Genomic DNA, 16552 nt, shown 5'->3' with positions numbered 1-16552 from the left:
CTCCCAAGCCGCGCTCCCATGCCGTGGGCCGAGAGGCGGGCCAGTTGGTGGCCTAAGGGGTGAGCCATGTGGCGGGCATGCCCCCTGAAGCTTGATCCGACCTATGCCGCGCTGCCTTGGGCGCGCCAGGCGCGCCAGCCGCCGAAGCTGGTGATGTCGCGGGCCTGGGCGATGGCGTGGGCCTCGCACAGGAAGCCGCTGGCGGCGCTGCCGTCATCCAGCGAGATCTTGCCGATGCCCAAGGGGGCGGGAATGGCGGCCACGAACGCACCGAAGGCGGCGGCCGGCAGCCCCCACACCTCCACCTCGATGCCGGGGCCGGCAAAGCCCGGCTCGCGCACCAGTCCAGGCTTGGGCGGCACCGTGCCCGGCAGTTCGTGCAGGCGATAGTCCGGCGTGGTGCGGCAGGCCCTCAGCAGCACGCCGCCGGCCCGCGTCAGCTCGGGATTGAGCGGCATGCCGGAGAGGTGGGCACCCACCACCACCAGGGGCACCAGCCCATCGGTGGAGGGGGCAAGCCGGGCGGCCTCCGGCAGCGCGGCGCCGCGATCGCGCCCAAGGCCGCAAGGGGTGTCCTTGGCGGCGGCGCGGTGCAGCCGGTCCGCCAGCACCGCCAGGGCATCATCGCAGAAAGCGGGGGCGATGAGCGTCACGCCCACCGGCAGCCCATCGGCGCGGAAGCCGGCGGGCACGGCGACGCCGCAGCAGTCCAGCAGGTTCACGAAATTGGTGTAGCGCCCGAGCATGGAATTGCGGGCGATGGGCTCGGCCTGCATGTCGGCGACCGTGGTGATGCGCGGCGCGGTGGGCAGCAGCAGCACGTCCATCTTCGCCCATTCGCCGTCGGTGGCCTTGCGATAGGCCTCCAGCGCATAGGCGCCGCAGAAGGCATCGACGGCCGAGAACTTGCGCCCGCCGCCGACGATGGTGCGCACGGTGGGGTCCATCTCCTGCGCGTGGCCATCGAAGAAGTTCTCGATGGCCGCGAGGCGCTCGGCCACCCAGGGACCGCCATAGAGCAGGTTCGCGCAGTCGCGGAACGGCGCGTAATTGATGGGAACGGCGGTGCCGCCCAGCGCCGTGAGGCGCGCAATGGAGGTGTCGTAGAGGGCCTCGGCCTCCTTGTCGCCGTCGAAGAAGCGCTCCTTGCCCGCGAGCACGCCGAAACGGAAGCCCGTGAGCGGCAGGGGGCGGGCGGCGGCGGCGCGGGAATAGGCGTCGCCTTCGTCCACGCCTTCCATCACCTGGCGCACCAGCGTCGCATCCCCGGTGGTGACGCCGAAGACGGAGATGCAGTCGAGGCTGCGGCATGCGGGCACGAGCCCGGTGTTCGGCACCAGGCCCTTGGTGGGCTTCACGCCCACCAGGTTGTTGAACGCCGCCGGCACGCGGCCCGAGCCCGCCGTGTCGGTGCCCAGCGAGAAGGCCACCAGCCCCGAGGCCACCGCCACCGCCGAGCCGGAGGAGGAACCGCCGGAGATATAGTCGGCATTGAACACGCTGCGCGGCGCGCCATAGGGCGAGCGGGTGCCGTTGAGGCCGGTGGCGAACTGGTCGAGATTGGTCTTGCCGATGACCAGCGCGCCCGCCGCCTTCAGGCGCTCGACCACCACGGCGTCCCGCGCCGGCTCATAGGCGAAGGCGGGGCAGGCGGCGGTGGTGGCCAGCCCCTTCACGTCGATATTGTCCTTCACCGCGAAGGGCATGCCCCACAGGGGACGCGCCTCGCGCCCACCCTCGGCCATGAGCGCCCGCGCGGCGGCGCGCAACTCGTCATCGGAGAAGCGCGAGATCCAGATGGCGGGGTCGGTGGCCTGATGGAGACGGCGGATCACCTCCTCGATCACGTCGAGGGGGGTGAAGGTGCCGGCCCCATAGCCTGCCTTCAGGGTCGAGATATCGAGCATGTCCGGCAGCATCAGGCACTCTCCTCCATGACGGCGATCACGTCGCCGGCGCGCACGGTGCGGCCCGGCTTGCAGCGCACTTCCACAAGGCGACCGGAAGCCGGGGCGAGAACTTCCATCTCCATCTTCATGGATTCGAGGATGGCGATGGGCTCTCCCGCCTTTACCACCGCACCTTCCTCCACCACCACCTTCCAGACCGTGCCGGTCATGTGGGCGGCAACCGCCGTGGCACCGGACGGCAGGGGCTCTTCCTCGCCGGCCGCCAGCACCAGCGCATCCTCGGCCACGAAGCTGTCGAGCCCGCGAGCCTTCCAGTCCGCCCGTTCCGCCTCGAAGGCGGCCTGGCGGTGGGCCTGGAAGGTGTCGATCTCCGCTTTGTTTTCGCTGAGGAATTGCGCGTGCTCGCGCCACGAGAAGTGGGTCTCCTCGATTTTCAGCGGATAGCGGCCATGGGGGAAGGCCGCGCGCGCCTCGGCCAGCTCCTTTTCATCGACCGGATAGAACTTGATGCGGTCGAAGAAGCGCAGCAGGTGGGGGTGGCCTTCCGGGAATTCCCGCGTGGTGCGCCAGGAATTCCACATCTGCACCGTGCGGCCGAAGAGCTGGTAGCCACCCGGCCCCTCCATGCCGTAGACGCACAGATAGGCGCCGCCGATGCCCACCGCGTTTTCCGGGGTCCAGGTGCGGGCCGGATTGTACTTGGTGGTGACGAGGCGGTGGCGTGGGTCGAGCGGGGTCGCCACCGGCGCGCCCAGATAGACGTCGCCCAGGCCCAGCACCAGGTAATCCGCCTCGAACACGATGCGATGCACGTCCTCGATGGAATTCAGGCCATTGATGCGGCGGATGAACTCGATGTTGGAGGGGCACCAGGGCGCATCCGGCCGCACCAGCTCCTGATACTTGCGCATGGCGAGCTGGACGGACGGGTCGTTCCAGGACAAGGGCAGATGCACGATGCGCGAGGGCACGGTGACATCCTCGCCATGGGGCAGGCTCGCTTCCAGCTCCGCCAGCGCCGCCGTGAGCTTTGCGCCGGAGATGCGGTCGGGATCGAAATGGATCTGGAGCGAGCGGATGCCCGGCGTCAGGTCCACGATGCCCGGCAGGTTGGCGGCGCGGATGGCCTTCGCCAGCAGCCCCACGCGCAGGCGCAAGGCGATGTCGAGCACCATGGGGCCGTATTCCACCAGCAGATAGGCATCGCCCGCGCGGCGATAGACCACCGGCACCTCGCCATCGGGAATGGAGCCGAGGATCGGGCTTTGGGTCAGCCCCTCGGCGGCCGGCAACACGGTGGGTGCGGTGATGCGCGGGCTTTCCGCCACATAGCCGTCGGCGCAGACGAAACGCACGCCGTCGCCGGGCTTGAGCTGGCCCACCTTCCACAGGTCCTCGTTGGCCACCACCACGGGGCACACGAAGCCGCCCAGGCTCGGGCCATCGGGCCCCAGGATGATGGGCATGTCGCCGGTGAAGTCGAGGGCGCCCACCGCATAGGCGTTGTCGTGGATGTTGGAGGGGTGCAGGCCCGCCTCGCCGCCATCGGCGCGGGCCCAGCGGGGCTGCGGGCCCATGAGCCGCACACCGGTGCGGGCGCTGTTGAAATGCACCTCGTAGCGGTGGGTGAAGAGGTCGGAAATGTCCTCCACCTGGAAGAAGTCCGGCGCGCCATGGGGGCCGGACCGCACGGTGAGTGCCCACTCATTGGTGAGAGCGGGGATCTCTTCGGCTGCCGCTTTGCGGGCGGGCGTGGTGGGGGCATCGCCCAGCTTCAGCACATCGCCGGCGCGCAGCGTCCCCGTGGCATGGCCGCCGAAGCCGCCGAGGCCGAACGTCGCCTTCGAGCCCATGAAATCCGGCACGTCGAGCCCGCCCGCCACCGCCAGATAAGCCCGCTGGCCGGGACCGCTGACGGCCTTCAGGGACAGGGTTTCGCCCGCCTTGATCTCCACCGGCTCGAAGCGCGGCACGCTCTTGCCCTCCACCTTCGCGCCCATGTCGGCGCCGGTGAGGGCGATCACCGCATCGCGATGGAAGCGCAGAGTGGGGCCGGTGACGGTGCATTCCAGCGCCGCCGCGCCTTCGGGATTGCCCACCAGCACGTTGGCGAGGCGGTGGGAACGCGCATCCATGGGGCCGGACGGGGGAATGCCCACGTCCCACAGGCCGATGCGGCCGGGCACGTCCTGCACGCTGGTTTGGGCGCCGGGGTTCAGCACCTCGATGGCGCGGGGCTGGAAGGTGAAATCCTTCAGCACGCTGGTCGCCACCTCGCCCGAAACGAAGGCCTCGCCGGCGGTGACGGCGCCGAGATAATCGAGATTGGTCTCAAGGCCGTAGATGCGCGCCGCCTTCAGCGCGTCCTGGAGCTTCGCCACCGCATCGGCCCGGTCGGCGCCGTGGACGATGAGCTTGGCGAGCATGGGGTCGTAATGGGCGGTGACCTCGCTGCCGCGCTCGATCCAGCCATCCACCCGCGCGCCTTCAGGGAAGGTGAGCGACGTCACGCGGCCGGTGGAGGGACGGAAGTCCGCCTGCGGGTTCTCCGCATAGATGCGCGCCTCGATGGCCGCTCCCTTGGGGGCAAGGCTCGCAGGCGGGGTGAATTCGCCCGCCGCCTGGCGGATCATCCATTCCACGAGATCCACGCCGAACACTTCTTCCGTCACCGGGTGCTCGACTTGCAGGCGGGTGTTCACCTCAAGAAAATAGAAGTCCTGGCGCGCCACGTCCCAGATGAATTCCACCGTGCCGGCGCTTTCATAGGAGACGGCTTCGCCCAGCTTGCGGGCGGCATCCGCGAGGCGCGCGCGCTGCTCCAGGGTGAGGCCGGGAGGCGGGGTTTCCTCCAGGACCTTCTGGTTGCGGCGCTGGAGCGAGCAATCGCGCTCGCCGAGCGTCAGCACGCGGCCATCGCCCAGGCCGAAGATCTGCACTTCCACATGGCGGGCGGTGGCGACGAAGCGTTCCAGATAAACGCGGGCATCGCCGAAGCTGGCCTTGCCCATGCGCTGGACATTGGCGAACCTGGTGCGCAGCTCCTCCTCATTGGCGCAGAGCTGCATGCCGATGCCGCCGCCGCCGGCGGTGCTCTTCAGCATCACCGGATAGCCCACCTCATGGGCGGCCGCGACCGCCGCATCCGCGTCGTCGAGAAGGCCCGAGCCGGGCAGTAGCGGCACCCCGGCGGCCCGCGCGATGTCGCGCGCGGTGTGCTTCAGCCCGAAGTCCCGCAAATGCTCCGGGCGCGGGCCGATGAAGGCGATGCCTTCCGCCTTCAGCCGCTCGGCGAAGGCTGCGTTTTCCGAAAGAAAGCCGTAGCCGGGATGCACCGCCTCAGCCCCCGTCGCCTTGCAGGCGGCGAGGATGGCGTCGGCCTTCAGATAACTGTCCTTGGCCGCGTCGGGGCCCACGTGAATGGCCTCGTCGGCGGCAAGAACAGGCGCGGTGAAGCGATCGGCGTCGGAATAGACCGCCACCGATTGGATGTTCATCTTGCGGAGCGTGCGGATGACACGCCCGGCGATCTCGCCCCGATTGGCGATGAGAACCTTCTTGAACATGGCGCTCACCTTTATCCGTCAGGCCACGGTCGGATCGAACACCAGGACGCGGATGGGCGTCGGGTCGAAATCGTTGCAGGGATTGTTCACCTGCGGGCAGTTGGAGATGAGCACCAGCATGTCGCGGGCGGCGAGCAGGTCCACATGGTCGCCGGGCGCGGAGACGCCATCCACGATGGCAAGCTTGCCGTCGCTCTCAATGGGCACGTTCATGAAGAAGTTGATGTTGGGCACGATGTCCCGCTTCGTCATGCCGTGTTGGGCGGCGGCCATCACGAAGTTCTCGCGGCAGGCGTGCATGTAGCGGGTGTGGTGGCCGAAGCGCACGGTGTTCGCCTCGCACGAGCAGGCCCCGGCCGAGGTGTCGTGCCGCCCGCAGCTATCGCCCACCACCACGGCCAGCACATTGCCGAAGTTCGACATGAGCTTCGTGCCGGTGGTCACATAGGGCGCGCCCTGGGTGAGGATGGTGTCCTGGGCCGAATAGCGCTCGGAGGTGTCGTGAGCGTCATAGACGAGGGTGTCCACCGCCTGGCAGCCCTTGAGGTCCACGATGCGCAGGATCTGGCCCTTCTGGATCACCTTGGACCACGGCCGGTTGGCGGGCACGGTGACGTCGTAAACGGCCTTGGCCGCGTCCAGCACCGGGGCGGCGAAGAAGGGGGTGGTGGTCATGGTTTGAGCGGTCGTCATCATCCCCTCCGTCAGGCCTGGAGCCAGGTGGCGTTGTTCTCGAAGCCGCGCTGGGCTTCGGCGGTGGCGGTACGGCACAAATCGTCGGCCGCGGGCTCGGGGAGCTGGAAGACGATCGCCTCGATGGGCTCGGGGGCGAAGGCGGTGTCGGGCGCGAGCGGGTGGGGGCAGTTGGAGACCGCCACGATGAGGTCGAGCTCGGCCCGCAGGTCCACGAAATCGCCCTTCTGAACGATGCCGTCGCGCCACACGGGCTTGTGGTCCACGAACGAGACCGGTGCGAAGAAGGTGATGACGGGAGCCACATCCCGCGGGCCCAGGCCATGCTTGGCGGCGGCGAGCCACATGTTCTCGCGCGTGTTGCGAAGGGCCGCGTCGCCATATTTCGCAAGGTTCGAGGCGGGGGTGGAGCCGCCCATGATGGGGTCGTGAGCGCAGCAGGTGTCCTCGACGATGGAGAACAGCACGCGGCCCATGTCCGAGAGCAGCACCCGGCCCTTGCGGATGTCGGCGGTCCACTGGACCTTCACCGTGTCGGCGCTGTTATAGCGCTCGGACGGGTCAGCAAGGCTCCAGGCGAACACCGAGACGCCCGGATTGCCGGCGGTGTTGAGAAGCCGCAGGCCCTCGCCCCGGCGGATCACCTTGGTCCAGTACCAGCCGCCGGGAATGGTTTCGGTGTGGCGCACCGCCTCGGGAGCGATGGGCGCGCCGTCGCGGGCGGTGGGGGCGGGCAGCACGCGCGGGGTCACCGCGTCGCCGGCGGTCTTGAGTTCCTCATAGCGCTGGCGGCGGGCGGCGATCAGGGCTGCCTTTTCGGCATCTCGGGTGTCGATCGATGGTGTCATGTCTCAACGCCTTGAACGAGCGGGTCGTCCCGCCTGATGCCCGTTGGCGCCGGGTCGTCCCGGCCGGGAGGAAAGAGGTTGCTCAGGGATGGGCGGTCGGTGCGCCCGCGACGCGGGGCGGCCAGATGCCGATATCCTTGGCGATGCGGGCGCCATAGCGTCCGCCGTCGGAGGGCTCGTCGCGCCGCCGTTCGAAGGCGATGACGCGGGTGGCAAGGCCGAACGCTTCCGGCAGATCGTGGGTCACCATCACGGCCGTGAGGGACCGCTCGTGCCACAGCTTGCGCATCAGCACATGGATGTCGGCGCGAATGCCGGGATCGAGCGCGCCGAAGGGCTCGTCCAGCAGCAGCACCCGGGGCTCGGCCATCAGCGCCTGGGCGAGCGCGAGGCGCTGCTGCATGCCGCCGGAAAGCTGGCTTGGATACTTGTCCGCCGCGTGGGAGAGGCCCACCGCGTCCAACAGCTCGCGGGCCTTCGCCTTGGCGGCGTGCAGCTCGGCGCCAAACACGCGCCCGAGCAGCCGGCCGCCGATGTTGCGCGCCCCCAGATCCTTCGCCAATACGATGTTGCCCAGCACGGTCAGATGCGGAAACACGGAATAGCGCTGGTAGACCACCCCCCGCTCGGGGCCCGGCTCGGCCGGAATGGGCTTGCCGTCCAGCTCGATGACCCCGCGGGTGGGCACCTCTTCCGAGAGCAGCATCTTGAGGAAGGTGGTCTTGCCGCAGCCGGAGGGGCCGACCAGCGCCACGAAGGCCCGCTCCTCGATCTCCAGGTTGATGTCCTCGAGCACGACGCGGTCGTCGTACTCCTTCCACAGGTGGCGGACGCTGATGAGGCTCATTGGGCGGTCCTCGCGGCGGCGAACCAGGGGAAGGCGCGGCGCTGCAGCAGCACCAACGCGATTTCCATGAGGAAGGCGAGGAACGTGATCCAGGCGACATAAGGCAGGATCACGTCCATGGCGAGATAGCGGCGCACCAGGAAGATGCGGTAGCCGAGCCCGCTCTCCGAGGCGATGGCCTCCGCCGAGATCAGGAACAGCCACGCGGGGCCGATCTGGAGGCGCACCGAATCGATGAGGCGGGGCAAAATCTGCGGCAGCACCACCCGCAGCACCAGCGTCCAGGACGAGGCGCCCAGCGTCTGCGCCTTGATGAATTGCTGGTGGGGCATGTCCATCACCCGCAAGGCGATATCGCGGACGAGCAGCGGGGCGATGCCGATTGCGATCAGCGCGATCTTCGAGGCCTCGCCCAGCCCCATGGTGATGAACAGGATGGGCAGGATGGCGAGCGGCGGCACCATGGACACCACCGCCACGAACTGGCCGAGCAGTGCCCGAAGATAAGGCAGCACCCCGATGGCGATGCCGAGCACCGCGCCGATGAGGGTGGCGATGCCCAGTCCCGCGAATAGGCGGCCGAGGCTCGCCGCCGTGTCGTTCCACAGGGGGATGGTGCCGGTGCGCACATCCACCGTGAAGGCCATGCGCACGATGGCGTCGCCGATGGTCGCCAGCGACGGGAGGAGCTTGTCGGCCGGGTTCTCCGAAAGCCGCACGGCGGAAGCGATCAGATAGAGCACCAGCACGGCGACGAAGGGCAGCAGCGCCAGGACACGGGCCCATCCTTTGGCGGGCGATCGATTGACGAGACGCATCGACGGTCCTCTCTCGGCGGGATTCGGCTGGGGCCGCGCCGGGCGCGCCGGTGCTGCGGGGGCGTTCGGGGAAGGAGGGGCGGGGCTGAGGGACCCCGCCCCCAGGCGGCGCCGAGCCGCTTTCGCGCAGGCGCCGCGGCGGAGCTTGGGGCTCAGAGCTTTCCGGCGGCGGCGTCCGACATGTAGGTGTCGTTGAAGCGGAACTTCACATTCGCCTTGTCGCCCAGCACGTTGCCGTCGGCGAGCTCGATGCCGACCACGTCCACGGAGGGGGCGCCATTGCCGAGCAGGCCATGGTCGAACAGGAAGTGGCGCACCTTGTCCATGGTGGCGCCCACTTCGGGAGAGCGCGCGAAGGCGGCGGCCTCGGCCGGCTTGGCGAACAGCTTGGTGGCGGCCATCTGCGATTCGAAGCCGGCGAGATCGGTGCCGGAGGCCTTGCCCATGGCCTCGCGGGCGGCCTTACCCTCCGGCGTGTCCGAGGTCATGATGGCGAGCGTCTCATACCAGATGCCGGCCAGGGCCTTGGCGAAGGCGGGGTTGTCCTTCAGCGTCTGGGTGTTGACCACGGTGAGGTCCATGATCTCGCCGGGGATCTGCGACGAATCGAACACCTTGTGGGCCTTCGGGTCGGCCAGGATCTCGGAGACGATGGGGTTCCAGGTGACCACCGAGGTCACGTCGGGGGTCTTCCAGGCGGCGGCCATGTCGGCGTCGGAGGTGGAAACCACCTTCACGTCCTTTTCCGCCAGATTGATGGAGGCGAGGGCGCGGGCCAGCAGGTAGTGGGAAACGGAGAATTCGACGAGATTGACCTTCTGGCCCTTGATGTCGGCCAGCTTGTCCTTGTCCTTCAGGATCACGGCGTCATTGCCGTTGGAGAAGTCGCCGATAATGACGGCGCTGGTGTCCACGCCACCCACCGCCGGGGTGGAGAGCGCGTCCATGTTGGTGACGGTCAGCGCGTCGAAGCCGCCCACCGTGTATTGATTGATCGATTCGGCATAGTCGTTCACCTGAACGACATCGATATTGATGCCGTACTTGTCGGCCCACTTCTTGACGATGCCGGCATCCTTCGCCCAGCCCCAGGGCATCCAGCCCACATAGATGGTCCAGGCGAGCTTGAAGTCCTTCTTCGGCGCGGCGAATGCGTCGTGCGCCGTCAGGGGCACGCTGGCCGCGAGCACACCCAGCGCCAACGCGCCGGCCTTGAGGATGTTCTTGATGTGGTATTTGCCTGACATCGCCAATTCCCCTCGTGGTTCGATGCGCGTCTTGCTTTGACGCGAGATCCTATCGAGACCTGGAATTGGCGAGACCTTTAGTGATGCCAATTCCTGGCCACTGAGGTCTCCCGGGATTTTGCCCCGCCGTGCCCGTGCGGATTTCTCCCGCCCGGGTAGCAGCTCTCGGACCAGCGCCTCAATGAGGCCGGAACCCTAGCCGCCAACTCAATACGTTTATAAAACGCAGGTGATACCCTGAAGGCAACGGCGTTCTTCGGGCATTCTGCCGAAATTTTGCACACCGATTTGCCTGCATAAAGATCAATTGCTCCCTCCGGAGCGGCTCTGGGGCCGCCCCGGAAGAAGAAGTCGTCGCCTCAGGCGCGCTCGTCCAGCGGGTGGGTGCGCAGGCGCATGGGGTCGTAGAAGGGCGTGCGCACCACATTGGCCTCGAAGGTGGCGTCGCCGTCCTTCACGGTGAGCGCGGTGCCGAGCGCGGTCACGTCCGGCTTCAGCGAGACGAGGGCCAGCGACTTCATGAGGTGCTGGCTGTAGGTGACCGAGTTCACCACGCCCACCTCGGCGCCGTCCTTGAAGATCTTCGAGCCGGGGGTGACCGCTGCGGCGGAGAGCACCTCCATGCCGGCCTGGTGGGTGCGCTCGGTGCCCTTGCGCTTGATGAGGGCCTCCTTGCCGCGGAAGGACGGCTTGGTGAGGTCCACCGACCAGTCCATCAGCACTTCCCAGGGGGTGGTGTCCTTGTGGGGCATGTCGAACGGGAAGAAGAGCAGGGCGCCTTCCACGCGCACGATGTCCAGGCAGTCCCACGACACGGCCATGGCACCGAACGGCTTGCCCGCCTCCAGGATCTTGTCCCACAGGTCCACGGCGTCCTTGGCCGCGCAGAACACTTCATAGCCACGCTCGGCGGAATAGCCGCCGCGGGCCAGCGACACCGGCACGCCGAACAGGGTGGTCTTGCCATGCCCGAAATAGGGCAGGGCCTTCAGGTCCATGGGCGTGTGCGGCGCAAGGATGTCGAGCGCCTTGGGGCCCTGGAGCGAGAGGATGTGGATGTCGTCATCACGCTCATAGGTGACGTCGAAGCCCTTGGCGACCACGGGCAGCGCTTCTTCCAGCGCGCCGCCGCCATGGGAAAGGCGGAAATTCTCTGGCCCGTCCACATAGATCAGCACGTCATCGATGAGGCCGCCATTGTCGTCCACCAAAGAGGCGATCATGGAGCGGCCGGCGGGCACCTTGGCGATGTCAGCGGTGACCAGCTGGTTGATGAAGGCGAGCGCGTCCTTGCCGCTGACATTGATGATCTTCAGCGCCGAGACGTCGATGAGGCCGGCCTTGTAGCGCACCGCCCCGGTCTCCTCATAGGGGCAGGTGGCATAGTGCTGGGGTATGGCCATGTTGTTCCACGATTCCTCGAGCTTCGAGCCGAGCTCGCGGTGACGCCCGTTGAGAATCGATTGGCGCCAAACGGTTTCAGTCATCCTCATCCCCTCTTTGAACGCACTTGCCGGCCGGACGGCCTTCGCTTGTGGACACTGGCGGAGGATGCCGCCGCATTCGTGCGAGCGGCTTCCGCCTGTGGCGCGCATCCTGAAAGGGCACCCATTAGGTGTCAATTACTTTTCTTGTGAAGAAATTCATTGTTCTCGCCGCCCAAGAATTGATCCCGTCTCATCCTGTCTTTCCGGAGCTTTGCTGCGCTTGCACATGAAATGACCGTTTCATGCTCAATCAATGGGCTTGCACAGCGCGCAATCGATGGCAGTGTGTTTCTGCGGCGTCAAAAAAGTTCACTGAGGGGAACAGATCGCCGAAAGGCGCAACTGCAGGCCGGCCCGAGGTCAGGGACCGGCCCTGGCGGAGCTTATGTCATGTCCGATGTCAAGATGTGGGGTGCGGAGCAGTATTGGGGCCTCGGTTTCGAGTGGGACCCGCAATGGCTGCTGACGCCGGCTCAGAAAGAGCTGCAGAAGAAGCTCATTGCTCTGTGCGAGACCACCCTGCGCGCGAACGCCATTGAGAGCGATCAGAAGTATATCTATCCGCGCAAGAATTTCGAGGCCCTGGCCACCCTCGGACTTCTCAGCCTGAATGTGCCGAAGGAGCTCGGCGGCCTGGGTGAAAACCATGTGTGCGCCGCGATGGTGGTGGAAACCATCGCCCGCTACGGCTGCCCCTCCACGGCCATGTGCTACACCATGCATCTGGGCGCCACGGCGGCCGCGCTGCTGCGCCACCACGGCAACCCGGTGCTCACCGACATCCTGAAACGGCTGGACAAGGACGTGCTCATCGGCACCCTGTCCTACTCGGATCCGGAGACGGGCTCCCACTTCTGGTACCCCATCTCCTCCAAGGCCGAAGCCCATGGCGATGGCTGGAAGGTGACCAAGAAGGCGTCCTGGACCACCTCCGGCGGCTTTGCCGACTGGTACATCATCCAGACCACCAGCCCCGGCTTCTCGGGCGACTATTCGGACCTTTCCTGCTTCCTCGTCACCAAGGACCAGGTGCAGTCCAACCCGGCGGAGTGGGACGGCCTCGGCCTCCACGGCAACCAGTCCGGCCCCATCGTCATCGACAATGTGGTGATTGAGAAGCACGCTCTGGTTGGGCCGATCGGCGATGGCGCCAAGTCCAATGACGAGGTGGTGGACCCGTTCTTCCTCACCATGTCTTCCGCGTGCTGGAATGGCATCTCGATGGCGGTGATCGACATCGCCAAGCGCCACACCACCCGCAAGACCCACAATGACGTGGGCATGCGCGTCGCCGACTATCCCACCATTCAGGATTATGTGGGCGAGGCGATCATGGACACCAACACGGTGCGCGCCTTCGACTTCCAGATGGCGGCGGCGCTCGACCAGGCGACCAACAATTGCGACTGGTCGATCCACAAGGACGTGGACGTGCTGCCGCGCTCGCCGCTGCTGCACTGGCTGTGGCAGCTCAAGTTCACCGCCTCCAAGAACGTGACCCATGTGGTTGACAAGATGATGCACGCCACCGGCGGCACCGGCTATCGGCCGGCCCTGGAGATCGAGCGTTATCTGCGCGACGGCAAGGCCGGCTGGGTGATGGGCCCCACCAACGAAGTGCTGCGGCAGTTCGTCGGCAAGGCCTCGCTGCTGGGCTTCGAAGTGCTCGACTACTGGAACAAGTCCATCAATACTCGTGTGCTGAACAACGAGGTCAAGAAGATGGACGACGAGGAGAAGCGCGCCTTCGCCGAGAAGCTGCTCTCCGAGATCAAGACCGCCAAGGTGGCCTGATCTTGCGCCCCATGTGCCCTGCGATGAAAACCTTCCGTATCATCGTAGGGTGCTGGCCTCTTCCGCACCCGTTGGCGGAAGAGGCCACCGCCCGCCCCCGCCGGGGCGGGCGTTCCCTGCCGGGCGCCGCGCGCGCCGGCCGCTGTTTCATCCGTGAGATTTTCCCAGGGATTGCCCCATGACCAGCATTGATCTCGACGCCCGCCTCGACCCGCGCGAGCTGCGCAACGCGCTCGGCCGCTTCGCCACCGGCATCGCCGTTGTGATGGCGGGTGATGATGAGGGGCTCATGGGCGTGACGGTGAATTCCTTTTCGGCCGTCTCCCTTGATCCACCGCTGATCCTGTTCTGCATGGCCCGCAAGCTGCTGTCGCTGTCGCGTTTCGAGAAGGTCGATGCCTATTCGGTCAACATCCTGCTGGAAGATCAACAGGATGTCTCCAACCGCTTCGCCACCGCCGGCGAGGACAAGTTCGCGGGCACCAGCTGGGAGCATGGCCCGAGCGGCGCGCCGCGCCTGATGCCGGCCCATGCCGTGTTCGAGTGCGTGCCCTATGCCCATTACGATGGCGGAGACCATGTGATCTTCGTCGGCCGCGTCGTGCACATGCACGCGGAAGGGGAAGAGGCCCCGCTGCTTTATTACCGGGGCCGCTATCGTGTGCTGGCCACCGTCGAGTAGGCGTCTTCTGGCCGTCTCGGAAGACTGATGGGAGTGGCGGGCGCATCGGGCGCCCGCAGGTGAGATGGGGGTGTGATGGACGCGTCTCTTCTGCCCGTGGCCGGTGTCCGCGAGCCGGTGGGCCCGCGCGCGGGCGAGCGTTTCGTGGTGCGCGGGGGCGGCTGCGGCATGGCGCAGCTCCATGCCGGTGACGCGATCACCATTGTCGATCCCGAGGGGCTGCAAGCCGCGCACCTTTTCGCCATTGACGTGACGGGCCGCCCCGCCGGGGCCGGGCTGGGTCTGGATGGCGCGGAGGGTGAAAGCCTCTCCGTGGTGCTCGCGGCCGGTGGCGAGGGGGCGACGGACATCGCCCGCCTGCTCGCGGCGCGCGGCGTGGATCCGGCCGCGCAGAAGGCCGTTCCGGTGCTTGCCGCGCAGGAGGAGCCGGGCCGCAGCGTCACGCTGACCAGCGCCACCGACCTCATGGTGGTGATCAGCGCCCCCGGCGTCGCCATGGCGCCGGACGAGCAGACGCCGCCCACCGAGCTGCTCGTCTCCATCACCCGCATTCCCGGCGCCGAGGTGCCTCTGCCACCGCCTTTGGGCACGGTGAAGCTGGACCTTCGCGTGCCGGCCGCCGAGGCGCGGGTCTATACGGTGAAGGCGGGCGACTATATCCAGATCATCGATGTTTCGGGCCGCCAGTGCTCGGACTTCCTGGCCTTTGACGCGGCGGCGCTGGAGCGGGGCCAGGAATATGGCCTGGATGCCACCACCACGCGCACGCTCATGGGCTCGGCCTATCCCGGACCCGGGCTCCACTCCAAGTATTATGACGAGCGCCAGGTGGCGCTGGTGGAAACCATCCGAGACACGGTGGGGCGGCACGACACGTTCGCGCTGGCCTGCTCGGCCAAATATTATGACGACATGGGGTATCCGGGCCACGCCAATTGCTCGGACAACTTCAATGCGGTCCTGGAGCCCCTGGGCATCAAGCCCAAGCGCGGCTGGCCGGCCATCAACTTCTTCTTCAATACGGGCATCGACCACACCAACGCCCTCACCATGGATGAGCCGTGGTCGCGGCCGGGGGATTATGTGCTGTTGCGTGCGCTCACGGATCTGGTGTGCGCCACCTCCTCCTGCGCCGACGACATCGATTCCGCCAATGGCTGGGAGCCCACCGACATCCACGTGCGCGTCTATGATGGCGCCGAGAACTTCTCCAAGGGAACAGCGTTCCGCATGAATGCCGAAGCCGAGCCGCGCCTGACGCGCGAAAGCGCCTTCCATCCGCGCATCGCGGAGAAGACCCGTAATTTTGTGGAATATCGCGGCTTCTGGCTGCCCACGTGCTTCACGGGCGAAGGCCCCATCGCCGAATATTGGGCGTGCCGCGAGAAGGCCGCCATCATGGACCTGACGCCCCTGCGCAAGTTCGAGGTGACGGGGCCGGATGCGGAAGTGCTGCTTCAGCGCACCGTCACCCGCGACATCCGCAAGCTCACCGTGGGCCAGGTGGTCTATACGGCCCTGTGCTACGAGCATGGCGGCATGATCGACGATGCCACCGTGTTCCGCCTCGGCCCGGCCAATTTCCGTGTGGTGTGCGGCGAGGAGTTCACCGGAAAGTGGCTGCGCGACAAGGCTGCCGAATGGGGCCTCAAGGCCTGGGTGAAGTCCTCCACCGACCAGCTCCATAACATCGCGGTGCAAGGTCCTCTCTCCCGGGAGATCCTCTCTGAGGTGATGTGGACCGCCCCCACGCAGGCGTCCATCACCGAGCTGAAATGGTTCCGCTTCGCCGTGGCGCGCATCGGCGGGTCGCTGGGCGCGCCGGTGGTGGTGTCGCGCACAGGCTATACGGGTGAGCTGGGCTTCGAGATCTGGTGTCATCCCAAGGATGCCACCGCCGTGTGGGACGCGGTGTGGGCGGCGGGCGAGCCCAAGGGCATGAAGCCGCTGGGCCTGACGGCGCTCGACATGCTGCGGGTGGAAGCGGGCCTCGTCTTCGCCGGCTATGACTTCTGCGACCAGACGGACCCCTTCGAGGCCGGAATCGGTTTTGCGGTTGCGAACAAGGACGAGGATTTCGTCGGCCGCGAGGCCCTGTTGCGCCGCAAGGCCAGTCCGGCCCGCAAGATGGTCGGCCTGATCGTCGAGTCCAATGAGGATGTGGGCCATGGCGACCCGCTTTATGTGGGCCGCGCCCAGGTGGGGGTCATTACCAGCGCCACCAAGTCGCCGATCCTGAAGGCGAATATCGCGCTGGCGCGGGTGGATGTGGCCGAGGCCGAGACCGGCAGGGCGCTGGAAATCGGCAAGCTGGACGGGTTGCAGAAGCGCATTCCCGCCCGCATCGTGCCCTTCCCCCATTTCGACCCGCAAAAGACCCGCGTTCGCGCCTGAGGGCGTCCCGCGCTCGGCCCTTGAGCTTAAGCTCAGGGGCGGCGGGGACAAGACCAACGCCGGCGCCCTGGTGTGTCACTGCAATCCATTTCAACCCGCGCGGCAAACGCTGCGCGGGTTGGTTGCGTTTCTGCGGCCGATGGGAAGTATTGATGCACCAGACATCTACGTCAGCTTCACTGTCCCATGCTGCTGCGCACCAAATAGACTTCGTGCGTGCAAAATGGGCAGCGCTATGGATAAAAAATCGGCTCGATCTTACTTAG

10 protein-coding genes, 1 pseudogene and 1 riboswitch are annotated in these 16552 nt (G+C 66.8%); of the genes and pseudogenes, 3 read left to right on the top strand and 8 right to left on the bottom strand.

What is annotated here, in order from left to right; translation table 11 throughout:
- Positions 1-101 precede the first annotated feature (101 nt).
- The 8 genes and pseudogenes from atzF to V5F26_RS19400 all read right to left on the bottom strand — a co-directional run bounded on the left by atzF (position 102) and on the right by V5F26_RS19400 (position 11416).
- On the bottom strand, positions 102-1919 hold the full coding sequence (gene atzF, locus V5F26_RS19435; RefSeq protein ID WP_394946577.1) for an allophanate hydrolase: 1818 nt from the start codon (positions 1917-1919) through the stop codon (positions 102-104).
- A complete protein-coding gene (gene uca, locus V5F26_RS19430) occupies positions 1919-5476 on the bottom strand; it encodes an urea carboxylase (RefSeq protein WP_394946576.1) in 3558 nt (1185 codons plus the stop codon). The genes atzF and uca overlap by 1 nt, the downstream gene beginning before the upstream one ends.
- Positions 5477-5494: 18 nt before the next feature.
- On the bottom strand, positions 5495-6151 hold the full coding sequence (locus V5F26_RS19425) for an urea amidolyase associated protein UAAP2 (RefSeq protein ID WP_394946811.1): 657 nt from the start codon (positions 6149-6151) through the stop codon (positions 5495-5497).
- Between the two features lie 29 nt (positions 6152-6180).
- Positions 6181-7017 carry an urea amidolyase associated protein UAAP1 gene (locus V5F26_RS19420; RefSeq protein WP_394946575.1) on the bottom strand — a complete coding sequence of 279 codons (837 nt, stop codon included), beginning with the start codon at positions 7015-7017 and terminating at the stop codon, positions 6181-6183.
- A pseudogene (locus V5F26_RS19415) lies at positions 7014-7864 on the bottom strand (ATP-binding cassette domain-containing protein). The gene V5F26_RS19420 and the pseudogene V5F26_RS19415 overlap by 4 nt, the downstream one beginning before the upstream one ends.
- Positions 7861-8682 (bottom strand): ABC transporter permease, encoded by an 822-nt coding sequence (locus tag V5F26_RS19410; protein WP_234053007.1) that lies wholly within the window; start codon positions 8680-8682, stop codon positions 7861-7863. Before V5F26_RS19410 ends, V5F26_RS19415 begins: the two are co-directional and overlap by 4 nt.
- Positions 8683-8834: 152 nt before the next feature.
- Positions 8835-9929 carry a putative urea ABC transporter substrate-binding protein gene (locus V5F26_RS19405; RefSeq protein WP_394946573.1) on the bottom strand — a complete coding sequence of 365 codons (1095 nt, stop codon included), beginning with the start codon at positions 9927-9929 and terminating at the stop codon, positions 8835-8837.
- A gap of 105 nt (positions 9930-10034) precedes the next feature.
- Positions 10035-10139: riboswitch (guanidine-I (ykkC/yxkD leader) on the bottom strand.
- Positions 10140-10288: 149 nt separating this feature from the next.
- On the bottom strand, positions 10289-11416 hold the full coding sequence (locus V5F26_RS19400; protein WP_234053006.1) for an aminomethyl transferase family protein: 1128 nt from the start codon (positions 11414-11416) through the stop codon (positions 10289-10291).
- 390 nt (positions 11417-11806) lie between these two features.
- Here V5F26_RS19400 and V5F26_RS19395 point away from each other — a divergent pair, with 390 nt between their 5' ends.
- The 3 genes from V5F26_RS19395 to V5F26_RS19385 all read left to right on the top strand — a co-directional run bounded on the left by V5F26_RS19395 (position 11807) and on the right by V5F26_RS19385 (position 16286).
- Positions 11807-13210, top strand: coding sequence for an acyl-CoA dehydrogenase family protein (locus tag V5F26_RS19395; protein ID WP_234053005.1), 1404 nt, complete (start codon positions 11807-11809; stop codon positions 13208-13210).
- A 178-nt stretch (positions 13211-13388) separates the two neighbouring features.
- Positions 13389-13892, top strand: a complete 504-nt coding sequence (locus V5F26_RS19390) for a flavin reductase family protein (RefSeq protein WP_394058574.1) — start codon at positions 13389-13391, stop codon at positions 13890-13892.
- Positions 13893-13967: 75 nt separating this feature from the next.
- Positions 13968-16286, top strand: a complete 2319-nt coding sequence (locus V5F26_RS19385) for a trimethylamine N-oxide demethylase (protein WP_394946572.1) — start codon at positions 13968-13970, stop codon at positions 16284-16286.
- Positions 16287-16552 lie beyond the last annotated feature (266 nt).

Origin of the sequence: Xanthobacter variabilis (genome assembly GCF_043831965.2) — a bacterium.
Taxonomy (GTDB): Bacteria; Pseudomonadota; Alphaproteobacteria; order Rhizobiales; family Xanthobacteraceae; genus Xanthobacter.
This window is presented reverse-complemented; position numbering and strand designations above follow the sequence as displayed.